Source organism: Chromobacterium alkanivorans, assembly GCF_016937655.1.
GTDB lineage: Bacteria > Pseudomonadota > Gammaproteobacteria > Burkholderiales > Chromobacteriaceae > Chromobacterium > Chromobacterium alkanivorans.
On the sequence record NZ_JAFHKL010000003.1, the window covers coordinates 142,770 to 165,361 of the forward strand.

A 22,592-nucleotide genomic window follows, 5' to 3' on the forward strand; every position below is an offset into this window, starting at 1 on the left:
CCGGGGCCGCTCCACCCCAGGACAACAAGAAATGACACCCAGGCTCATGAAACAAGCCACGGCCGCGGCGTATTGCGGCATGAGTGACAAGAAGTTCCGCGAGCTCGTTCTACCCCACCTGCACGGGCTCCAACTGTTCGAAGAGAAAGGCGGCGGCGTCCGCCAAATCCTGCACTACGACCGCGCCGACATCGACGCATGGATAGATCGTCGCAAGCAAGAACTGATAGCCCAGCACATGCAAAGCAAGGAGGCGGCGAACGAACCCACCCCATCAGTCCACTTGCAAAACAACCCCACCCGCAACAACAATGACGGCAGCGGCAAGCGGCCAGGAAGGAAAACGACATGGCACGCAAGCAAATCACAGGACTCACGCAGCGCACGCCGGGCGGGGTCTGGTTCATTGACAAACAAGTCCAGGGTGTCGGAAGAATTCGCGAAAGCACTGGAACTCACGAGCGAGCGGAGGCGGAAAAATACCTGATTCACAAGCTGGAAAAAATACGGCAACAACAGGTTTATGGCATACGTCCGCCAAGAATCTGGCGAGAGGCTGCAACAAAGTATCTGCTTGAAAACCAGCACATACCCAGCATTGGAGACTGCGCGGATCAGTTGAAAATCTTGGACATATATATTGGCGACATTGAGCTAAGCAAACTGCACGATGGGTCAATAAGGGAGTTTATTGAATTCCGTCAAACCACCCGCTTAGACAAGCGAACCGACAGAGAAGGAGTAACACCCCGGACAATTAATATCGCGCTGGAACTTGTAATTCGAATTCTGGCACTAGCAGCATCTAAATGGCGGGATGAATTTGGGATGACATGGCTAGAGCGCCCGCCTTCTATTTCCAAATTGAACGAGCGAGCCGAAACCAGGCCCGCTTACCCCATGTCGTGGGACGAACAGAAATTATTGTTCAGAGAATTGCCCGAGCACCTGGCCATTATGGCGCTATTTAAAGTCAACACGGGATGCCGGGAAAAAGAAGTGTGTTACTTGAAATGGGAATGGGAAGTCCGCGTACCCGAGCTTGAAACCAGCGTGTTTTTGATCCCGGCCAACTTTGGGGGGAGAACGGATAAATCAGGCGTCAAAAATGGGTCTGAACGCATCGTTGTGCTGAATAACGTAGCCCGATCCATTATTGAAACCCTTCGCGGCCGTCATCCGGTTTATGTGTTTGCTTATCACGAGAGCGGGAACCCGAACGACGACAACATCCAGCGAATGAATGGCCATGCTTGGCGCAAAGCACGCACCAGGGCGGCTCAAGAATTTGCTGCAAAGTTCATGCGGCGCCCGAATCCAGGCTTTGCCAAGTTCCGGGTTCACGACCTGAAACACACGTTCGGATATCGGCTAAGGATTGCCGGCGTTCCGTTCGAAGACCGACAGGTTTTGCTAGGACACACAAGCGAGAACGTGACAACGCACTACTCAGCCGCAGAAGTCGGACGCCTGATTGAGCAAGTGGAACTGGTCAAAGACACCGGCCGACAACTGGTATCCGCCACCGTCATCCGGCGGAGCGCCTAACAGAGAAAGGAGGAAGTCCCCACAAAACTCCCACATTGGCCAAAAACCAAATAAAAAAGCCCTGCGGACACAGGGCTTAAGTATTTGATACCATTGGATTATCTTTGGTCGGGGCGAGAAGATTCGAACTTCCGACCCCCTGCACCCCATGCAGGTGCGCTACCAGGCTGCGCTACGCCCCGACTCGAGAGAAACGTATTCTAAACTGCTTTTTAATTTTTGCCAAGCCCTGAATCGAGCCATTCCAAAATTGCCTCCAGCTCGGTTCTCACCTCCTGAGCCGTGGCCGGACGCACTTCCTGGCCATCCGCGCCCAGGCGCTGGCGCGCCCCGTGAATGGTAAACCCGTCGTCATATAACAAACCGCGAATGCGCCTGACCAATAACACTTCGTGATGTTGGTAATAGCGGCGGTTGCCGCGGCGCTTCACCTGGCGCAATTGGGAGAATTCCTGCTCCCAATAGCGCAGCACATGCGGCTTGACGCCGGTGAGCTCGCTCACTTCGCTGATGGTGAAGTAACGCTTGGACGGTATCGACGGCAGATCAGCCTTGCTTGTTGGCATGGAATTGCTCGACCATTCCCTTGAGTTTCTGACTAGCGTGGAACGTTACCACACGTCGCGCGGTGATGGGAATCTCTTCCCCGGTCTTGGGGTTGCGACCCGGACGCTGCGGCTTGTCGCGCAATTGGAAATTGCCGAAACCGGACAATTTGACGGAATCGCCGGACTCCAGGGCCTGGCGAATTTCCTCAAAGAACGATTCAACCATGTCCTTGGCTTCACGCTTGTTCAGTCCCACTTGATCGAACAGCATGTCGGCCAGCTCAGCCTTGGTCAAAGTCATGTCACCCTCTCACACATCAATATTTCTAATCATTCAAAAGCCCGCCGACCATGCGGCGGGCTCCACGCCTTGGGCTCAGCGCAGCTGAGCGCCCAGCTCGGCGGCTACGCCGTCCAGCAGGGCCTTGAGCGCCGGCTCCACGTCTTCGTCGGTCAGCGTGCGGCTATTGTCCTGCAACATCACGCGGAAGGCCAGACTCTTCTTGCCTTCTTCCACGCCTTTGCCGCGATACACGTCGAACAAAGCCACTTCACTGACGATGGCGGCGCCGTGCTTGGCGAAGCATGCCAGCAATTGGGCCGTTTCCACCGCCTCGTCGACCATCAGGGCCAGATCGCGGCGCACCGCCTGGAACTTGCTCACCGGCTGCGCCTTGATCGGCCGCCGCGCTTCCGCCGCCGCCAGGTCCAGCTCGAACAACACCGGCGCGCTGGACAGATCGTATTGCTGCGCCCACTTGGGATGCAGTTCGCCAATCACGCCCACCACCACGCCGTCCACCAGCACTTCGGCGCAGCGGCCCGGATGGAAGGCCGGATGCGCGGCCTTGCGGAAGCTGGCTTGTTGCGGATGCAACAGCGCCTCGACATCGGCTTTGACGTCGAAGAAATCAACGCGCTCGGCCTTGGCGCCCCATTGCTCGGGCAGACGCGGGCCCCAGGCGAGGCCGGCCACTTTTTCCGGCTGGTCGAACCAGTCGGCGGATTTCTTGAACACGCGCGCCACTTCGAACACGCGCACGCGCGGCTGCTTGCGGTTGAGGTTGCCCACCAGCACGTCGACCAGGCCGCCGATCAGCGTGGAGCGCATCACGCTCATCTGCGAGGCGATCGGGTTGATCAGCCGCACCGGCTGCTCGTTGGCGGCGAAATCGCGCTCCCAGGCTTCGTCTACAAAAGCGTAGCTGACGATTTCCTGGTAGTCGCGGCCCGCCAGCAGGTGGCGGATCTGATCGCGCGGGCGCAGTTCTTCGCGCTGCGCCAGCATGCGCATGCCCGAGCGCGGCGCGTCGGACGGGATCGCGTCGTAGCCGTAAACCCGCGCCACTTCCTCGATCAGGTCTTCCTCGATCGCGATGTCGAAACGGAAGGACGGCGCCTCCACGGTGAAAACCTCGCCGTCCAGGCGATGGCTCAGGCCCAGCCGGCCCAGGATCTCGCCGATCTGTTCGCCGCTCAGGGCGACGCCCAGCAGCTTGGCGCAGCGCGACACGCGCAGTTTGACCTCGCCGCGCTGCGGCAGTTCGGCCAGCGCCTCCACCACCGGACCCGGCTGGCCGCCGCAGATGTCCAGCACCAGACGGGTGGCGCGCTCCATCGCTTCGCGTTGCAGCTGGAAGTCCACGCCGCGCTCGTAACGGAAGGAGGAATCCGAACCGAAGCCCAGCTCGCGCGCCTTGCCGGCGATCGCTTCCGGCGCGAAGAAGGCGCTTTCCAGGAAGATGTCGACGCTGGCGGTCGTCACGCCGCTGTGTTCGCCGCCCATGACGCCGGCGATGGCCAGCGCCTTGCCCTGGTCCGCGATCACCATGTAATCCGGCTTGAGCTTGACGGTTTTTTCGTTCAGGCACAGCAGCTCTTCGCCGTCCTTGGCCATGCGCGCGACGATGCCGCCGTCCAGCTTGGCCAGGTCGAAGGCGTGCATCGGTTGGCCTTGTTCCAGCAACACGTAGTTGGTGATGTCGACCACGGCGGAAATCGAACGCAGGCCGGCGCGCTCAAGGCGGCGGCGCATCCATTCCGGCGTGGCGGCGGCGGCGTTGACGCCCCTGAGCACGCGGCCCAGGTAACGGCCGCAGCCCGACTTAGCGTCTATGCTCACCGGCAAGGCGTCGTCGATCACCGGCGCCACCGCGGGAATGGCCACCGGCGAGAGTTCGGCGCCGGTCAGCGCCGCCACTTCGCGGGCGATGCCGCGGATGGACAGGCAGTCGGCGCGGTTGGGGGTGATCTTCAGCGTGAACAGCTGGTCGTCCAGGCCAAGGTAGTCGCGTATGCTCTGACCCGTCGGCGCGTCGGCCGGCAGCACCAGCAGGCCGTCGACTTCGTCCGGCACGCCCAGTTCCTTGCCGGAGCACAACATGCCGTTGGATTCCACGCCGCGCATCTTGGTCGGCTTGATCTTGAAATCGCCGGGCAGCGCGGCGCCGGGCAAGGCGCACGGCACTTTCAGGCCGACGGCGACATTGGGCGCGCCGCAGACGATCTGCACCAGTTCGCCCGCGCCCACGTCCACCTTGGTCACGCGCAGGCGGTCGGCGTTTTCGTGCTTGGCCACTTCCTTGACTTCGGCCACCACCACGCCGCTGAAGGCCGGCGCGGCGGCGTTGACTTCTTCCACTTCCAGACCCGCCATGGTCAGCAGGTAGGACAGTTCGTCGGTGCTCAGCGACGGATTAACCCAGCTTCTCAGCCATTGTTCGGAAAATTGCATAGTATTCGGCTCCGTACGCGATCAGTTGAACTGTCTCAGGAAGTTGAGGTCGTTCTCGAAGAACAGTCGCAGGTCGTTGACGCCGTAGCGCAGCATGGCGAAACGGTCCAGACCGATGCCGAAGGCGAAGCCGGTGTACTTCTCCGGGTCGATGTTGACATTGCGCAACACATTAGGGTGCACCATGCCGCAGCCGCCCACTTCCAGCCAGCCGCGTTCGCCCAGCACGTCGATTTCCGCCGACGGTTCGGTGAACGGGAAGAAGGACGGACGGAAGCGCACTTGCAGATCGTCGCGCTCGAAGAAACGGCGCAGGAAGTCGGTGACCACCGCCTTGAGATCGGCGAAGGACACGCCCTCTTCCACCCACAGGCCTTCCATCTGATGGAACATCGGCGAATGGGTGGCGTCGGAGTCCACGCGATACACCCGGCCCGGGGCCACGATCTTGATCGGCGGCTGATTGTTCATCATGAAGCGCGCCTGGATCGGGCTGGTATGGGTGCGCAGCACGTCGCCGCCTTCCACGTAGAAGGTGTCGGCCATCGCCCGCGCGGGATGATTTTCCGGGATGTTCAGCGCCTGGAAATTATAGAAGTCGGTTTCGATCTCCGGACCGTCCGCCACTTCGAAGCCCATGGTGCGGAACAGGCCGGCGATGCGTTCCAGCGTCAGCGCCACCGGATGCAGACCGCCGCCGTTGCTGCCGCGCCCCGGCAGGGTCACGTCCAGCGCCTCGGCGGCCAGTTGCGCCTCCAGCTTGGCGGCGTTCAATTGATCGAGGCGCTGCTTGTGCGCGGCTTCGAAAGCCTGCTTGGCCACATTGATGGTGGCGCCGGCGGCCTTGCGCTCTTCGGCGGGCAGCTTGCCCAGCTGTTTCAGGAGTTCGGTCAACTCGCCGCTCTTGCCCAGATAGCGGGCCTTGACCTGCTCCAGTTCAACGAGATCGGCCGCCGCGGCTACCGCGGTCAGGCCGGATTGGAGAATCGCGTCAACGTTGTTCATCGTGTTCCACACCGTATGCGAAAGAAAGCTGGCCACACGCGCCCCAGAGCTCGGGCGAGTCTGGCCAACCGTCTTGATCTTGAGTCATGTTGCGGCCGGGCCGCATCAAAAAAAAGGGAGGCAAGATTGCCTCCCTTTTGATCCGTCCGGGCGATTAAGCAGCGAGGCTTGCTTTCGCCTTTTCGACGATCTGTGCAAAAGCCGGCTTGTCGAACACGGCCAGGTCGGCCAGGACCTTGCGGTCGATTTCGATAGAGGCTTTTTTCAGGCCGTTCATGAATTTGCTGTACGGCAGGCCGTTTTCACGAGCAGCTGCGTTGATACGAGCAATCCACAGTTGACGGAACTGACGCTTTTTCTGACGACGGTCACGGTAGGCGTATTGACCGGCTTTCATCACCGCCTGTTTGGCGATGCGATAGACGTTCTTCCGGCGGCCGCGATAGCCTTTCGCCAGTGCGAGGATTTTCTTGTGACGAGCACGAGCGGTTACACCGCGTTTTACGCGTGGCATATCTTAGTCTCCTTAAGCGTAGGGCATCATTGCGCGAACAGAGGCCATATTGGTGCTATCTACCATGGTAGTGCCACGCAGTTGGCGCTTGTTCTTGGTGGTTTTCTTGGTCAGGATGTGACGCTTGAACGCGTAAGAGCGCTTTACACCACCATTGCCCAGTACTTTGAGACGCTTTTTCGCGCTCGACTTGGTTTTCATTTTCGGCATGGACTGCTCCTGCTGAATTTTGATTAGATTAGACGCGAGGTGGCTGCCGAACAAAGTCCGGAAGCGCTTGAAAAACCATCGTGTCACGCTTTTGGGCAGATCGTTGCCGACCTACAAAATCAACACGGCAGAGCGAACCCTGCCGTGTCAATTTGATGATTATACCGATTATTTCTTCTTCGGCGCAATCATCATGACCATCTGGCGGCCTTCCAGCTTGGGAAACTGCTCAACAACCGCAATTTCGGACAAATCGGCTTCGACACGCTTAAGCAACTCCAAACCGATGTTCTGGTGGGCCATCTCACGACCGCGGAAGCGCAGGGTGACCTTGGCCTTGTCGCCGTCAGCCAGGAATCGGGTCAAGTTGCGCAACTTGACGTTGTAGTCGCCGTCGTCGGTGCCCGGACGGAACTTGATTTCCTTGATCTGAACCTGTTTCTGCTTCTGCTTGGCTTCGTGACGCTTCTTGGACTGCTCGTACTTGTACTTGCCGTAGTCCATCAGCTTGCATACCGGAGGCTGCGCGGTCGGGGAAATTTCCACCAGATCCACGTCGCCTTCCTCCGCCAGCGCCATTGCCTCACGCAGACTGACAACACCAATCTGCTCACCTTCTTTACCTACCAGACGAATTTCACGGGCGGTAATCTCGCCGTTGATCCGTGCTTCGCGTTCCTGAGCTATAGCCAAATCTCCTATTAATCTAAACTTAATGCCTGCCGCCGCCGGAATCAGGCCTCAGGCATCTCAGCCTTGAGGCGCGCGATCAGCGCATCCAGCGTAAGCTGCCCCAGGTCTTCCCCGCGGGAGCGAACGGCAACCAACTCGCCAGCCTTCTCTTTGTCGCCGACGATGATCTGATACGGCAACTTTTGCAGACTGTGCTCGCGAATTTTATAGCCGATCTTCTCGTTTCTCAAGTCAAGATCGACGCGGAAGCCTTGTTCGCGCAGCTTGGCGGCCACATCGGCCGCGTATTCGGCCTGCGCTTCGGTGATATTCATCACCACCATCTGCACCGGAGCCAGCCACAAGGGGAAGGCGCCGGCGTGGTTTTCGATCAGAATGCCGAGGAAGCGCTCCAGCGAACCCAGCGCCGCGCGGTGCAGCATCACCGGGCGCTTGCGGCTATTGTCGTCGGCCACGTATTCGGCGTCCAGGCGCTCCGGCAGCATGAAGTCCAGCTGCAGGGTGCCGCACTGCCAGGAGCGGCCCAGCGCGTCCTTGATGTGGTATTCGATCTTGGGGCCGTAGAACGCGCCCTCGCCCGGCAGCTCTTCCCACTCCACGCCGCAGGCGCGCAGCGCTTCGCGCATGCCTTCTTCGGCCTTGTCCCAGGTGGATTCTTCGCCGATGCGTTTTTCCGGACGCAGCGCCAGCTTGATCGACACCTTGTCGAAGCCGAAACGGTCGTAGACTTCCATCACCAGGCGGTGGAAATCCTTGGCCTCCTGGTTGATCTGGTCTTCGGTACAGAAAATGTGGCCGTCGTCCTGCACGAAGCCGCGCACGCGCATGATGCCGTGCAGCGCGCCGGACGGCTCGTTGCGATGGCAGGAGCCGAATTCGGCGTAGCGCAGCGGCAGATCGCGATAGGAACGCAGACCGCTGTTGAACACTTGCACATGGCCCGGGCAGTTCATCGGCTTGACCGCGTAGTCGCGCTTTTCCGATTCGGTGATGAACATGTTCTCGCGGTAGTTGGCGGCGTGGCCGGAACGCTCCCACAGATGGGCGTCCATCATCATCGGGGTGCGGATTTCCTTATAGCCTTCGCGGTTCAGCTTGTCGCGCATGTACTGCTCGACGCTCTGCCACAGCTGCCAGCCCTTGGGATGCCAGAACACCATCCCCGGCGCCTCGTCCTGCAGGTGGAACAGGTCCAGCTGCACGCCCAGCTTGCGATGGTCGCGCTTTTCCGCCTCTTCCAGCATATAGAGGTAGGCGTCCAGGTCTTCCTTCTTGGCCCAGGCGGTGCCGTAAACGCGCTGCAGCATTTCATTCTTGCTGTCGCCGCGCCAGTAAGCGCCGGCCACCTTCATCAGCTTGAACACCTTGAGCTTGCCGGTGGACGGCACGTGGGGGCCGCGGCACAGGTCGGTGAATTCGCCCTCGCGGTACAGGCTCAGCACCTCGCCCTGCGGGATGGATTCGATGATCTCGGCCTTGTAGGCCTCGCCTATGCTCTTGAAGTAAGCGACGGCCTCGTCGCGCGGCAGCTCGTAACGCTCCACCGGGATGTCCTTCTTCGCCAGCTCGGCCATTTTCTTCTCGATCGCCACCAGGTCTTCCGGCGTGAACGGGCGCTTGTAGGCGAAGTCGTAGTAGAAGCCGTTTTCGATCTCGGGCCCGATGGTGACCTGGGCTTCCGGGAACAGCTCCTTCACCGCGTAGGCCAGCAAGTGGGCGGTGGAGTGACGAATAATGGACAGGCCGTCCGCGTCCTTGTCGGTGATGATGGCCAGGTCGGCGTTGCGATCGATGGTGTAAGAGGTGTCCACCAGCGCGCCGTCCACGCGGCCGGCCAGCGCCGCGCGAGCCAGCCCGGCGCCGATGGATGCGGCCACTTCATGAACCGTTACCGGTTTATCGAACGAACGGATCGAGCCGTCCGGCAAGCGAATGTCTGGCATGTCAACTCCAACGAGGCGAGAGAGAAATTTTAGAAACCGAAAGATAAAAAAAAAGTGCGGCCTGAGCCGCACTTTTTTTGCATGGAACAACCCGCAAGGCTCAGCTAGCGTGAGTATGTCGGGTTGTGGTAGTTCGCAAGTTGTACACTTGTAACGCTCCATGCGTTTGAATTTTGGTAGGCACGATTGGACTCGAACCAACGACCCCCACCATGTCAAGGTGGTGCTCTAACCAGCTGAGCTACGTGCCTGTCGTCGAGCTGCGAATACTAAACAAGCCCGCCCTTCTTGGCAAGCGTTTTTTTCATCCATCGCCAAGGGAAAACTGCGACAAAGCCCCAGCGGGCGCGGCTTACGGTATACTAGCCGGCTGATTTTGCTAAACAAACATACCAGAGCAATCCCCGAATCATGCTGAAGTTTACCGTACACAAAACCTCCGGCGGCGCGCGGCGCGGCACGCTGGAGCTGAACCACGGCACCGTGGAGACGCCGGTGTTCCAACCGGTGGGCACTTACGGCTCGGTCAAGGCGATGAGCCCGGTCGAGCTGAACGACATCGGCGCTCAGATCATCCTGGGCAACACTTTCCACCTGTGGCTGCGCCCGGGCCTGGAGATCGTCGAGCAGTTCGGCGGCCTGCACGAGTTCATCGGCTGGGACAAGCCCATCCTCACCGATTCCGGCGGCTTCCAGGTGTTCAGCCTGTCCGACATGCGCAAGCTGACCGAGGAAGGCTGCACCTTCCAAAGCCCGATCAACGGCGACAAGCTGTTCCTGAGCCCGGAGATCTCGATGAAGATCCAGACCGTGCTCAACTCCGACATCGTGATGCAGCTGGACGAGTGCACGCCGGGCCAGGTGGACCACGCCACCGCGCAGAAGTCGCTGCAGATGAGCTTGCGCTGGGCCGAACGCTCGCGCCGCGCCTTCGACGACCTGAAAAACCCCAATGCGCTGTTCGGCATCGTGCAGGGCAACCTTTATACCGATTTGCGCCAGGAATCGCTGGAGGGCCTGATGCAGGTCGGCTTCGACGGCATCGCCATCGGCGGCCTGTCGGTGGGCGAGCCCAAGCCGGAAATGTACCGAATGCTGACCGAGCTGAAGGACATGCTGCCGGCGGAGAAGCCGCATTACCTGATGGGCGTGGGCACGCCGGAAGACCTGGTGCACGGTGTGGCCAACGGCGTGGACATGTTCGATTGCGTGATGCCGACGCGCAACGCGCGCAACGGCTGGATCTTCACCCAGTGGGGCGACGTCAAGATCAAGAACGCGCGCTACAAGGACGACAAGCGCCCGCTGGACGAGGAATGCGAGTGCTACGCCTGCCGCAACTTCAGCCGCGCCTACCTGCATCACCTGCATCGCGTCGGCGAGATTCTGGGCGCCCGCCTCAACACCATCCACAACCTGCACTATTACCAGGAGTTGATGCGCCAGATGCGCCGCGCCATCGAGGAAGACCGTTTCGAGGACTTCCGCCTGGAGTTCGCCGCCAAGCGCGCCCGCGGCGTCAACTGAGGAACCACCTGCGCGGTTGGCCTGTCACAGGCCTGACCGTTGCAAGCATTGGAAAAAGCGGACCAGCATGGCTACAATGGTCCGTTTATTTTGACCAGCCATAACAATACATAATCTAAGGGAGTAGTTTGATGTCCTTTATCAGCCCCGCCTTCGCCAACACCGGCGCCGCAGTAGGAGGTTTCGACCTGATGGGCTTCCTGCCTATGATCGCCATCTTCGTGCTGTTCTGGTTCCTGATGGTGCGCCCGCAGCAGAAGCGCATGAAAGAGCATCAGAAGATGCTGTCGGAAATCCAGAAGGGCGATGAAGTCGCCACCCAAGGCGGCATCGTAGGCCGCGTGGCCAAGATCGGCGAACAATTCCTGACGCTGGAAATCGCCAACGGCGTGGAAATCACCGTTCAGCGCGGCTCGGTTTCCGCCAAGCTGGAAAAAGGCACGCTGAAGTCCCTGTAAGGACTCGGCCGACGGCCACCGCAGCGCGCTGCCGGTGGCCGGTTCATTTTCTTTTCCCGAACTAAAACATGAACCGCTACCCTCTTTGGAAATACCTCGTCATTGCGGTGGCCCTGATCCTTTCCGCGATCTACACGCTGCCCAATTTCTACGGCGAGACTCCCGCGGTCCAGGTCTCCAGCTCGCGCCAATCCATTCCGGTGGACACCGCCGTGATGACGCGCGTGGAAGAGGCGCTGAAGGCGCAGAACATCTCTCCCGACGGCCTGTTCCTTGACGGCACCAGCCTGCGAGTCCGCTTCAAGGACGCCGACACCCAGTTGAAGGCGCGCGACGCCATCCAGCACGCGCTGGGCGACAACTACATCATCGCGCTGAACCTGCTGTCCGCCTCCCCCGCCTGGCTGACCAGCCTGAAGGCGCACCCGATGTTCCTCGGCCTCGACCTGCGCGGCGGCGTGCACTTCCTGCTGGAAGTGGACATGAAGGCCGCCATCGACAAGACGATGGAACGCTACGCCGGCGACCTGCGCCGCGAGCTGAAGAACAAGAAAGTCCGCTACGGCGCGATCAAGCGCAACGGCAACACTCTGGAAGTGCAGCTGCGCGACGCCGAAACGCTGAAATCCACCCAGGACGTGGTCTACCGCAGCCTGCCCTCGCTCACCGTCAAGAGCGACGACAGCAACTACCGGCTGACGCTGACCCTGAAGCCGGAAGAGATCACCAAGATCCAGGGCGACGCGGTCAAACAGAACATCACCACCCTGCATAACCGCGTCAACGAACTGGGCACTTCCGAGCCCATCATTCAGCAGAACGGCCCCAACCGCATCGTGGTGCAGCTGCCCGGCATCCAGGACACCGCCCGCGCCAAGGACATCATCGGCCGCACCGCCACGCTGGAAGTGCGCATGGTGGAGGACGATCCGAGCAAGATGGCCGACGCGATGGCCGGCAACGTGCCCGCCGGCTACGAGCTGCTGGACGAAGCCTCTTCCCGCGGCGTGCAGAAGATCCTGGTGCGCAAGGACGTGGAGCTGACCGGCGACAATATCAACGACGCTCAGGCCGGCTTCGACGAGAACGGCGCGCCCGCCGTCCACATCAATCTGGACGCCACCGGCGCCTCCATCTTCCGCCAGGTGACCGCCGAGAACATCGGCCGCCGCATGGCAATGGTGCTGGTGGAAAAAGGCCGCGCCGAAGTGGTCACCGCGCCGGTGATCCGCTCCGAAATCGGCGGCGGCCGCGTGCAGATCTCCGGCAGCATGAACCCGGCCGAAGCCAACGACACCGCGCTGCTGTTGCGCGCCGGTTCGCTGGCCGCGCCGATGAACATCGTCGAAGAGCGCACCGTCGGTCCCAGCCTGGGTCAGGAAAACATCGAGAAGGGCTTCCACGCCACGCTGTGGGGCTTCGCCGCCATCGCCACCTTCATGATCCTGTACTACGGCATGTTCGGCGTGTTCTCCGCGCTGTCGCTGGCGATCAACGTGTTCCTGCTGCTGGCGCTGTTGTCGATGATCCAGGCCACGCTGACCCTGCCCGGCATCGCCGCCATCGCGCTGGCGCTGGGCATGGCCATCGACGCCAACGTGCTGATCAACGAGCGCATCCGCGAGGAACTGCGCAACGGCGTGCCGCCGCACTCGGCGATCCAGGCCGGCTACACCCACGCCTGGCACACCATTCTGGACTCCAACGTCACCACGCTGATCGCCGGCCTCGCGCTGCTGATCTTCGGTTCCGGCGCGGTGCGCGGCTTCGCCGTGGTTCACAGCCTGGGCATCCTGACCTCGATGTTCTCCGCGGTGGTGATTTCCCGCAGCCTGGTCAACCTGTGGTACGGCCGCCGCCGCAAACTGACCACGCTGGCCATCGGCCAGGTGTGGAAACCGGAAAACAAAGGATAAGGACCGGACATGGAGCTTTTCCGCATCAAACGGGACATCCCGTTCATGAGCTACGGCCGGCTCACCACGACCATCTCGCTGGTGACCTTCCTCCTGGCCATCTTCTTCCTGGCCACCCGCGGCCTGAACTACAGCGTCGAGTTCACCGGCGGCACCGTGCTGGAAGTGCAGTACCAGCAGTCCGCCGACCTTGGCGCCATCCGCGACAAGGTGGACGAGCTGAAGCTGGGCGAATCCACCGTGCAGAGCCTGGGCAGCAGCCGCGACGTGATGATACGCCTGCCCAACAAGCCGGGCGTCACCTCCGCCCAGCTGTCGGAAAAAGTGATGGCCATGCTCAAGGCCGGCGACAGCGGCGTGCAGCTGCGCAAGGTGGACTTCGTCGGCCCCAGCGTGGGCGAGGAGCTGGTGACCCATGGCCTGACCGCCACCATCCTGGTGTGCGTGGGCATCATGATCTACCTGGCCATCCGCTTTGAATGGCGCTTCGCCATCGCGGCCATCATCGCCAACATGCACGACGTGGTGATCATCCTCGGTTGCTTCGCCTTCTTCCGCTGGGAGTTTTCGCTGACCGTGCTGGCCGGCATCCTGGCGGTGCTGGGCTACTCGGTCAACGAATCGGTGGTGGTGTTCGACCGGATTCGCGAGAACTTCCGCAAGCCGGGCATGAAGGGCCACAGCGTGGCCGAGGTCATCGACAACGCCATCACCGCCACGATGAGCCGCACCATCATCACCCACTTCTCCACCGAGATGATGGTGGTGTCCATGCTGCTGTTCGGCGGCCCGGCGCTGCACGGCTTCGCCATGGCGCTGACCATCGGCATCGTGTTCGGCATCTACTCGTCGGTGCTGGTCGCCAGCCCCATCGCCCTGTGGCTGGGCGTGAAGCGCGAGCACATGATCAAACCGGTGAAACCAAAAGAGGAAGCGGTCGTCTGACCATTTCCCGCATAGAGCCTCATTGAAAAGGTTCTGATGGCTGGCCGGCTTGTCCGGCCAGCGCTACTTCCAACCCAAGTACCCCCAGACCGAGCGCAACGACATCATGGAAGCCATCACTTTTCTGATCGACTTCATCCTGCACATCGACACTCATCTGTCCCAGCTGGTGGCCGCCTACGGCCTCTGGATCTACGCCATCCTGTTTCTGATCGTGTTCTGCGAAACAGGGCTGGTGGTCACCCCCTTCCTGCCCGGCGACTCGCTGCTGTTCGTCGCCGGCGCGCTGGCGGCCATGGGCCAGATGAACCCGCACTTGCTGGTGCTGCTCCTGATCGTCGCCGCCATTCTCGGCGACGCGACCAACTACGCCATCGGCCGCAACGTCGGCATGAAGCTGTTCGACAAGTTTCCGCGCATCCTGAAGCCGCAATATCTGGACCGGACCCACGCCTTCTACGAACGCCACGGCGGCAAGACCATCATCTTCGCCCGCTTCGTGCCCATCGTGCGCACCTTCGCGCCCTTCGTCGCCGGCATCGGCAAGATGCACTACCCGCAGTTCCTGCGCTACAACGTGGTGGGCGCCATCGCCTGGGTGGTCGGCTTCACTTACGCAGGCTACTTCTTCGGCAACCTGCCCTTCGTGCGCAAGAACCTGGAATTGCTGATCTTCGGCATCATCCTGGTATCCTTCCTGCCGGGCCTGATCGAAATCTGGCGCCACAAGCGCGCGGCCGCCCGCGGCTGATCCGTAGTAGAATCGACAAGGCCGCCCAAGACCTGTTCAAAGTCTCGCGAGCCAAGGCGAGACAAGGCGAAAACGGCTGAAGAAGCGGAGTGTACAGACGGTGCATGAGCATTCTGAAGACGATTTCAACGCCGTATCGCCGAAGCGCAGCAGACTTTGCACAGGTTCTTCGCGCGGCCTTTTGCTTTGACATCACGCCCAATGCCGCCCATGAAACGCATCCAACGCCTGCCCGACCACCTCGTCAACCAGATCGCCGCCGGCGAAGTGGTGGAACGCCCCGCCTCCGCGCTCAAGGAAATACTGGAAAACAGCCTGGACGCCGGCGCCACCAAGGTTACGGTGGACCTGGCCCAGGGCGGCATCAAGCTGCTGCGCGTCACCGACAACGGCGGCGGCATCGCCGCGGATGACCTGGCGCTGGCGCTGGACCGCCACGCCACCAGCAAAATCGCCTCGCTGGACGATCTGGAAAACGTCGCCACCCTGGGTTTTCGCGGCGAGGGTCTCGCCAGCATCGCCTCGGTGTCGCGGCTGACCCTGGTCAGCCGGCCGCCGGACGCCGAACACGCCCATCAAGTCATCGCCATCGACGGCGCGCTGCACCCGGTGGAGCCGGCCGCCCACGCGCACGGCACCAGCGTCGAAGTGGTGGACATCTATTTCAACACCCCGGCGCGGCGTAAATTCCTCAAAAGCGAAAATACCGAATACGCGCATTGCGAGGCGGTGTTCGAACGCATCGCGCTGGCGCACCCGCACGTGGAATTCATGCTGCGCCACAACGGCAAGGTGATCTGGCGCCTGCCGGCGCAGAGCCTGGCCGAACGCGTGGCCGCGATGCTGGGCAAGGACTTCGTCGCCGCCGCCATCGAGATCGACACCGCCGCCGGCCCGCTGACGCTCAGCGGCTTCGTCGCCTCCCCCACCTATTCCAAGGCCAGCCGCGACGCCCAGTACTTCTACGTCAACGGCCGCTTCGTCCGCGACAAGACCGCGCTGCACGCGCTGCGCCAGGCCTATCGCGACGTGCTGCACCACGAGCGCCACCCGGCCTACGCGCTGTTCCTGACCATGGAGCCGTCCGGCGTCGACGTCAACGTGCACCCGACCAAGATAGAAGTGCGCTTCCGCGAATCGCAGGCCATCCACCAGTTCCTGTTCCACAGCGTGCACAAGGCGCTGGCCGGCACCACCGCCGGCGCCGCGCCCACGGTTCAGATCGCCGACGCCGACGCGGCGGCCTCTCCGGCGCTGTCCCAAGGCGAATCGGCGCCGCTGTTCGACAAACCGTTCAGCCGCCCCGCCGCGCCGTCCGCCGGCGGCGGCGGGTCGCCAGCCGGCTTCCGCTACCAGCAGCAGGCGATGCCGCTGCACGTGGCCAGGGAAGCCACCGGCATCTACGACAAGCTGTTCGGCGGCCTGCGCGAGGAAGAACGCGCCCAGGCCGCCGCGCCGGCGCCCGTCGAATACAGCCTGCCGCCTCAGCGCGTCGCCGCGCTGCCGCAAAGCGCCGACGGCGTTCCGCCGCTGGGCTTCGCGCTGGCGCAGCTGCACGGCGTCTACATCCTCAGCCAGTGCGAGGACGGACTGATCCTGGTGGACATGCACGCCGCCCACGAACGCATCGTCTACGAGCAACTGAAAACCGCGCTGGAAGCCGACACCATCCCGATGCAGCCCTTGCTGCTGCCGGTGTCCTTCGCCGCCGACCGCATGGAAGTGGCCACCGCCCACGAGCACGGCGAGGAGATGAAGCGGCTGGGCATAGAACTGGCGCCGCTGTCGCCCACCCAGATCGCCGTGCGCGGCGTGCCGGTGTGGCTGAAGGACGGCAACCCGGTGGACCTGGCGCGCGCGGTGCTGAAGGACGTGCGCGAATTCGGCCTCAGCCAGGTGCTGACCGAGCGCCGCAACGAGCTCCTGGCCACCATGGCCTGCCACGGCGCGGTGCGCGCCAACCGCCAGCTGACGCTGCCGGAGATGAACGCGCTGCTGCGCGACATGGAAGCCACCGAACGCTCCGGCCAGTGCAATCACGGCCGCCCCACCTGGACCCGGCTGTCGATGCGCGAGCTGGACAAGCTGTTCATGCGCGGCCAATAAACGATGCGCGTCACCGTGCTGGCGGAAAACCACAGCCTGCGGCCGGACTTGATCGCCGAGCCCGGCCTGGCGCTGCTGATCGAAGACGGCCCGCACCGCATCCTGTTCGACACCGGCCGCAGCGACGCGCTGCTGCGCAACGCCAGCCAGCTGGGCGTCGATCTCGCCACGCTGAGCCAGGTGGTGCTGTCCCACGGCCATTACGACCACAGCGGCGGCCTGCCGGCCTTGAGCCGCTTGCTGCGCGAACGCGCGGCGCCGCCGCTGCCGCTGCTGGCCCACCCCGAGGCCTTCCGCCGCCGCGAAGCGCGGCTGGGGCCGTTCACGCTGCGCAAGCTGGGCTCGCCGCTGGCCGAGCCCGATCTGCAAGCCAGTTTCGAGCTGCAGCTGCACGCCCGTCCGCACGCCTTCGCCGACCGCTACGTCTTCCTCGGCCAGATTCCGCGGCTGCGCCACGCCGAAGGGCGCGGCGCGCTGGGCCGCCTCGTCGACGCGCGCGGCAGCCGGCCGGACCCGGTGGCCGACGACTCGGCGCTGGTCCGCCGCGGCGAGCAAGGCCTGATCATCTTCAGCGGCTGCGCCCATTCCGGCATCCGCCACATCGTCGACTACGCGCGCGAAGTCTGCGCCGAGCCACGCGTCCACGCGGTGATAGGCGGCTTTCATCTGCGCAGCGCGGCGCCGTGGCGCGTCTGGCGGACCCGCCGCTACTTCCAGCAGTTGGCGCCGGAACACCTGTTCGCCTGCCACTGCACCGGCTACGCCCGCCACGCGCTGGCGCGCCAGCACCCCATCGCCGCCGGCAGTCAACTGAGCTTCGACTAAACCGGTTTCGACAGTTCCTGCCGCGAAAAAACGACAGTTCGTCCGCTTCGCCATTATTCACGGCCGCCGCGCCGCATTGCAGCATTCTCGCAGCAGCCGCTTCCCCCTCCCAAAGCCCCAGACAGCGCAAGCGCAGCCCCCGCGGCGCTTTGCCCGGTCCGACGCCGCCGGCGCGCTCGTCCGCGACCCATCGCTAGCAAAAAACAAGGCGAATACACCTGAAAAAAAGAACAGGTGTGCGCTTAGTCCTTCCCTGCACATGCTTAGGTCCAATACCACTTACATACAACTTTAATACAACTTAAATACAAGTCGGCGCGCCGCGCCGGCCTTTCGCCCCGCCTTTTTCCAAGAAGGAGATGGACTGTGAGCAAAGCCTTACTGCTGCTGAAAACCGGCCTGGCCGGCACCGCCGTGGCCGGCGCCGCGCTGCTGGCCGCCCAGCACGCCCCCACCGCCGCCAAGGCGCCGGCGTCCGCCGCGCGCGACGGCCTGATCAAGACCGCGGCCGCCAGCTGCGCCGATCCGGCCTGGAGCGCCGCCTCGATCTACACCGGCGGCCAACGCGTCAGCTACCAAGGCCAGACCTGGGAAGCCAAGTGGTGGACCCAGGGCAACACCCCCTCCGCCGGCGACGCCAGTCCGTGGAAACTGATAGGCCAGTGCGACGGCGGCGGCGGCAATCCGACCGAGCCGCCGCTGGTGCAAGTGCCGCCGCCCACCGGCAACGCGCTGTGCCGGCCGGAAGGGCTGGCGCGCACCGACGGCGTCGACGTGCCGTATTGCGCCGCCTACCAGAAAGGCGGCGCCGAGCAACTGGCCAACGGCAGCCGCAAGCGGCTGATCGGCTACTTCACCAGCTGGCGCACCGGCAAGAACGGCCAGCCGGCCTACCTCGCCAGCGACATCCCCTGGGGCAAGCTCACCCACATCAACTACGCCTTCGCCCACGTGGACGGCAACAACCGCTTGTCGGTGGGCGAGAACAACCCCGGCAACCCGGCCACCGACATGAGCTGGCCGGGCGTGCCCGGCGCGGAGATGGACGCCAGCCTGCCCTACAAGGGCCACTTCAATCTGCTGACCCAGTACAAGCGCAAATACCCGGGCGTCAAAACCCTGGTCTCGGTGGGCGGCTGGGCCGAAACCGGCGGCTATTTCGGCGCCGACGGCAAGCGCGTCAACAGCGGCGGCTTCTACAGCATGACCATCAACGCCGACGGCAGCGTCAACCAGGCAGGCATCGACGCCTTCGCCGATTCCGCCGTCGCCTTCCTGCGCAAATACGGCTTCGACGGCGTGGACATCGACTTCGAATACCCGACCTCGATGAACGACTCCGGCAATCCGCTGGACTGGAGCGTCGCCAACGCCCGCCGCGGCTCGCTGAACAAGGGCTTCAACGCGCTGACCCGGACGCTGCGCGAACGGCTGGACCGCGCCGCCGCCCAGGACGGCCGCTACTACCAGCTCACCGCCGCGGTGCCGGCCTCCGGCTATCTGCTGCGCGGCATGGAAGCCTTCCAGAGCCTGCGCAACTTCGACTTCGTCAACGTGATGTCCTACGACCTGCACGGCGCCTGGAACGAGTTCGTCGGCCCCAACGCCGCGCTGTACGACGACGGCAAGGACGCCGAACTGGCGCGCTGGAGCGTCTACACCACCGCGCAATACGGCGGCATCGGCTATCTGAACACCGACTGGTCCTACCACTACTACCGCGGCGGCCTGCCGGCGGCGCGCGTCAATGTCGGCGTGCCCTACTACACCCGCGGCTGGAAAAACGTCAACGGCGGCGGCAACGGCCTGTGGGGCACCTCGGTGGGCAGCAACTGCCCGACCGGCCTGAAAACCTGCGGCGACGGCGCGGTGGGCATAGACAATCTGTGGCACGACCTGGACGAGCAGGGCCGCGAAGTGGGCGCCGGCTCCAACCCGATGTGGCACGCCAAGAACCTGGAGAAAAACCAGGCCGGCAGCTATCTGTCCGCCTACCTGGACCCGAGCAAGCCGGAGAACCAGCTCAGCGGCAGCTACCAGCGCTTCTACAACGACACCCTGACCGCGCCGTGGCTGTGGAACGCCGGCAAGAAAGTGTTCCTGTCCACCGAGGATGAGCAGTCCATCGCCAAGAAAGCCGCCTGGGTCGACGCCAACAACGTCGGCGGCGTGATGTTCTGGGAGTTGGCCGGCGACTACGACTGGAGACAGGATCGCAACGGCGGCAAGGGCGAGTACTTCATCGGCACCACGCTGACCAGCCTGCTGTACAACGCCTTCAGCAAGCCCGCCGCCGTCAGCGTCAAGCCCGCCGCCGCGCCGGCCGCCACCGCGGCCATCGACGTCGGCTTCTCGCTAGACGGCTTCGCGCTGGGCGACAGCAATTATCCGATCAACCCCAAACTGACCATCACCAACCGTTCCGGCAGTAGCCTGCCCGGCGGCACCGAGTTCCAGTTCGACGTGCCCACCTCGGCGCCGTCCAACTTCGCCGACCAGTCCGGCTTCGGGCTCAAGGTGATCAGCGTCGGGCACAGCGGCAACAATATCGGCGGCCTGAAAGGCGACGCCCACCGCGTGTCGGTCAAGCTGCCGACTTGGCAAACCCTGGCGCCGGGTCAGAGCGTCAGCCTGGCCGTGGTCTACTATCTGCCGATTTCAGGTCCGCGCAACTTCAGCGTTACCCTGGGCGGCAAGACCTACGCCATCCGCGACGAGGCGCCCTACCTGCCCTATCTGCGCTGAGAACCGCTTCAAGGTCTGGCGCTGGCCCGCCAGGCCTTGAACGGATTCTGAATTCCCTCGTTCTCCTCAGCACCTTCCAAGCCGGGTTCGCCCGGCTCTTTTTTTGCGCCGTCCTCCTCCGGCGGCTGCCATTGCATCAGCTCGTTCAAACGTTGCAACGCCGCCTGCGGCGTCAGGCCGAACACCGGCTTTTTGCCGTCCAGCAAACGTTGGTAAAACAAGTAGGTAGGATCGGTTTTCATCGCTGTGGACTCCCGCTGTGGATGCGAGTATTGTCGGCGCAATATGAGGCAATAAAAATTGCTGACTTTTAATCAGGAAACTTCCTCTTATGTCCGCGCGGCTCGCCCAGCAATACCAGAAACTCCACCGCCACTTCGCCGGCCAGGCAGACGCCGTCTCGCTGCAGCAGCTGGCCGACCTGCTGTTCTGCACCCGCCGCCACATGCGCAGCCTGCTGCAGCAGATGCAGGCGCAAGGCTGGATAACCTGGCAGGCCCAGGCCGGCCGCGGCATGCGTTCACGGCTGAGCTTCCTGCAGGCGCCGGAGCAGCTGCAGCGCGAACGCGCCGCGCAGTTGCTGGAACAGGGCCGGGTGGAGCAGGCGGTGGACTTGCTGGGCGACGACCGCGGCGAGCTGGCACCCTTGCTGCTGGCGCGGCTGGGCAAGCGCTGGAGCCAGGACCGCCAGGTGCTGGGCGTGCCCTATTACCGGCCGCTGCCCAATCTCTACCCCGGCACGCCGCTGCGCCGCTCTGAACGGCACCTGGTCGGCCAGATCTTCAACGGCCTGACCCGGATAAATGAGGAAAAAGGGGAAGTGGAAGGCGACCTCGCCCATCACTGGAAGCAGCAAAGCGCGCTGGAATGGCATTTCCACTTGCGCCCGGCGGTGCGCTGGCACGACGGCGGCGAACTCGGCGTCGCCGACGTCCAGGCCTCGTTGCTGCGGCTGCGCGGGCAGCCGCTGTTCTCCCACCTGATCGCGGCGCGGCCGCTGTCGCCGCGCAGCCTGGCGCTGGAGCTGAGCGAGCCCGACCAATGGCTGCCCTGGCTGCTGGCCGACAGCGCCGCGCTGATCCTGCCGGCCGACCACGCCGCGCGCGCCGACTTCGGCTCGCGCCCGGTGGGCACCGGCCCCTACCGCGTCGCCGCCAACACCCGGCACCGGCTGTGCCTGCAGGCCTTCGACGACTACTTCGGCTATCGCGCGCTGCTGGACCAGGTGGACATCTGGATGATGCCGGAACTGGGCGAGCAACTGGAACACGGCAACGGCCAGGTCTGCGGCCTGGAGGTGCGCATCAATCCGCGCGAGCCCAGCGTGCAGACCGAAATGGCGCTGGAGTCCGGCGTCTACTTCCTGCTCGCCGACGGCCGCTCGCCGCGCTTGCACGACTCCGCGCTGCGCGACTGGCTGGCTCAGGCGCTGGCGCCGCTGGCCGTCATCCACGAAACCGCGCCGGCGGTGCGCCAGTATTGGGCGCCCGCCGCCGGCCTGCTGCCCAACTGGCACCACGCCCAGCCCACGCTGAACCTGCAGCCGCCGGCCGGACTGAGCGCGCTGCGGCTGGCCTATTACGAACAGCATCCGGAATACCAATTGATCGCCGCCGCGATGGCGCGCTGCCTGCAAGCCCACGGCGTGGCGCTGGAGTGCCGCGCGCTGCCCTACGCCGACTGGGAACAAGGCCGGGCCGAGGCCGATTTGTGGCTGGGCTCGGTCAACTTCGCCACCCGGCCGGAATACTCGGTGGCCGCCTGGGTGCTGGGCACCCCGCTGCTGCGCCGCTGCCTGGAGCCGGCGCTGCCGCTGGCGCAATGGCAGCAGAGCTGGCGCCAGGGCCTGTTCCACGCCCAGGACCTGTCCGCCGCCGTGGTCCAGCAACGCTGGATGCTGCCGCTGTTTCACAACTGGCTGCGGCTGCAGGGCCCGGCCCAGATGCAGGGCGTGCGCCTCAACAGCCTGGGCTGGTTCGACTTCAAATCCGCCTGGCTGCAGGACGGCTGAGCGCCTGTCAACGCTCATCCTCGGGACGGCGCCGCCGCAGGCCCCCATTCCGATCGAATAATTTCATATAAAGATACTTTAAGTGAAATATCTTCCTAGGAATACATATCCAT

The 22,592-nt window shown here is 63.3% G+C and carries 20 protein-coding genes and 2 tRNA genes; 11 read left to right on the forward strand and 11 right to left on the reverse strand.

What is annotated here, in order from left to right:
* Positions 1-46 precede the first annotated feature (46 nt).
* Positions 47-487, forward strand: a complete 441-nt coding sequence (locus JW897_RS24595; RefSeq protein WP_338030557.1) for a hypothetical protein — start codon at positions 47-49, stop codon at positions 485-487.
* Positions 406-1,548, forward strand: coding sequence for a tyrosine-type recombinase/integrase (locus tag JW897_RS06530; RefSeq protein ID WP_338030560.1), 1,143 nt, complete (start codon positions 406-408; stop codon positions 1,546-1,548). Before JW897_RS24595 ends, JW897_RS06530 begins: the two co-directional genes overlap by 82 nt.
* Positions 1,549-1,653: 105 nt before the next feature.
* Here JW897_RS06530 and JW897_RS06535 read toward each other — a convergent pair.
* The 10 genes from JW897_RS06535 to JW897_RS06580 all read right to left on the reverse strand — a co-directional run bounded on the left by JW897_RS06535 (position 1,654) and on the right by JW897_RS06580 (position 9,446).
* Positions 1,654-1,730 (reverse strand) — tRNA-Pro (locus tag JW897_RS06535).
* A gap of 30 nt (positions 1,731-1,760) precedes the next feature.
* Positions 1,761-2,114: a MerR family transcriptional regulator gene (locus tag JW897_RS06540; protein WP_019103244.1), complete on the reverse strand. Its 354-nt coding sequence runs from the start codon at positions 2,112-2,114 to the stop codon at positions 1,761-1,763.
* On the reverse strand, positions 2,095-2,397 hold the full coding sequence (locus JW897_RS06545) for an integration host factor subunit alpha (RefSeq protein ID WP_019103243.1): 303 nt from the start codon (positions 2,395-2,397) through the stop codon (positions 2,095-2,097). Before JW897_RS06545 ends, JW897_RS06540 begins: the two co-directional genes overlap by 20 nt.
* Before the next feature lie 75 nt (positions 2,398-2,472).
* Entirely contained in the window at positions 2,473-4,830 is a 2,358-nt protein-coding gene (pheT, locus tag JW897_RS06550; RefSeq protein ID WP_205465561.1) for a phenylalanine--tRNA ligase subunit beta, read from the reverse strand.
* Between the two features lie 21 nt (positions 4,831-4,851).
* Positions 4,852-5,835 (reverse strand): phenylalanine--tRNA ligase subunit alpha, encoded by a 984-nt coding sequence (pheS, locus tag JW897_RS06555; RefSeq protein ID WP_048413873.1) that lies wholly within the window; start codon positions 5,833-5,835, stop codon positions 4,852-4,854.
* A 154-nt stretch (positions 5,836-5,989) separates the two neighbouring features.
* Entirely contained in the window at positions 5,990-6,349 is a 360-nt protein-coding gene (gene rplT, locus JW897_RS06560) for a 50S ribosomal protein L20 (protein WP_019103240.1), read from the reverse strand.
* A 12-nt stretch (positions 6,350-6,361) separates the two neighbouring features.
* Positions 6,362-6,559 (reverse strand): 50S ribosomal protein L35, encoded by a 198-nt coding sequence (gene rpmI, locus JW897_RS06565; RefSeq protein WP_019103239.1) that lies wholly within the window; start codon positions 6,557-6,559, stop codon positions 6,362-6,364.
* A 168-nt stretch (positions 6,560-6,727) separates the two neighbouring features.
* Positions 6,728-7,252 carry a translation initiation factor IF-3 gene (gene infC / locus JW897_RS06570; protein ID WP_081556240.1) on the reverse strand — a complete coding sequence of 175 codons (525 nt, stop codon included), beginning with the start codon at positions 7,250-7,252 and terminating at the stop codon, positions 6,728-6,730.
* Between the two features lie 41 nt (positions 7,253-7,293).
* The gene (gene thrS, locus JW897_RS06575) at positions 7,294-9,195 is read right to left on the reverse strand and encodes a threonine--tRNA ligase (RefSeq protein ID WP_048413874.1); all 1,902 of its coding nucleotides are present in this window, start codon (positions 9,193-9,195) and stop codon (positions 7,294-7,296) included.
* A gap of 174 nt (positions 9,196-9,369) precedes the next feature.
* A tRNA-Val gene (locus JW897_RS06580) sits at positions 9,370-9,446 on the reverse strand.
* Positions 9,447-9,606: 160 nt separating this feature from the next.
* Here JW897_RS06580 and tgt point away from each other — a divergent pair.
* The 8 genes from tgt (at position 9,607) to JW897_RS06620 (ending at position 20,468) form a co-directional block, all read left to right on the forward strand.
* Positions 9,607-10,722 carry a tRNA guanosine(34) transglycosylase Tgt gene (tgt, locus tag JW897_RS06585; protein ID WP_019103236.1) on the forward strand — a complete coding sequence of 372 codons (1,116 nt, stop codon included), beginning with the start codon at positions 9,607-9,609 and terminating at the stop codon, positions 10,720-10,722.
* A 131-nt stretch (positions 10,723-10,853) separates the two neighbouring features.
* On the forward strand, positions 10,854-11,180 hold the full coding sequence (yajC, locus tag JW897_RS06590) for a preprotein translocase subunit YajC (RefSeq protein WP_043633815.1): 327 nt from the start codon (positions 10,854-10,856) through the stop codon (positions 11,178-11,180).
* Between the two features lie 68 nt (positions 11,181-11,248).
* Entirely contained in the window at positions 11,249-13,096 is a 1,848-nt protein-coding gene (secD, locus tag JW897_RS06595) for a protein translocase subunit SecD (protein ID WP_205465562.1), read from the forward strand.
* Between the two features lie 9 nt (positions 13,097-13,105).
* A complete protein-coding gene (secF, locus tag JW897_RS06600; RefSeq protein ID WP_048413876.1) occupies positions 13,106-14,041 on the forward strand; it encodes a protein translocase subunit SecF in 936 nt (311 codons plus the stop codon).
* Positions 14,042-14,147: 106 nt separating this feature from the next.
* Entirely contained in the window at positions 14,148-14,792 is a 645-nt protein-coding gene (locus JW897_RS06605) for a DedA family protein (RefSeq protein ID WP_048413891.1), read from the forward strand.
* Between the two features lie 210 nt (positions 14,793-15,002).
* Complete coding sequence (gene mutL / locus JW897_RS06610; protein ID WP_205465563.1) at positions 15,003-16,898, forward strand: DNA mismatch repair endonuclease MutL; 1,896 nt, start codon at positions 15,003-15,005, stop codon at positions 16,896-16,898.
* 3 nt (positions 16,899-16,901) lie between these two features.
* On the forward strand, positions 16,902-17,723 hold the full coding sequence (locus JW897_RS06615) for an MBL fold metallo-hydrolase (protein WP_205465564.1): 822 nt from the start codon (positions 16,902-16,904) through the stop codon (positions 17,721-17,723).
* Positions 17,724-18,089: 366 nt separating this feature from the next.
* Positions 18,090-20,468 (forward strand): chitinase C-terminal domain-containing protein, encoded by a 2,379-nt coding sequence (locus JW897_RS06620; RefSeq protein ID WP_205465565.1) that lies wholly within the window; start codon positions 18,090-18,092, stop codon positions 20,466-20,468.
* 8 nt (positions 20,469-20,476) lie between these two features.
* Here the strand turns inward: JW897_RS06620 and JW897_RS06625 are convergent, their stop codons facing one another.
* Positions 20,477-20,710 carry a hypothetical protein gene (locus JW897_RS06625; RefSeq protein ID WP_205465566.1) on the reverse strand — a complete coding sequence of 78 codons (234 nt, stop codon included), beginning with the start codon at positions 20,708-20,710 and terminating at the stop codon, positions 20,477-20,479.
* A gap of 89 nt (positions 20,711-20,799) precedes the next feature.
* Here JW897_RS06625 and sgrR point away from each other — a divergent pair, with 89 nt between their 5' ends.
* Positions 20,800-22,479 carry an HTH-type transcriptional regulator SgrR gene (gene sgrR, locus JW897_RS06630; RefSeq protein WP_205465567.1) on the forward strand — a complete coding sequence of 560 codons (1,680 nt, stop codon included), beginning with the start codon at positions 20,800-20,802 and terminating at the stop codon, positions 22,477-22,479.
* Positions 22,480-22,592 lie beyond the last annotated feature (113 nt).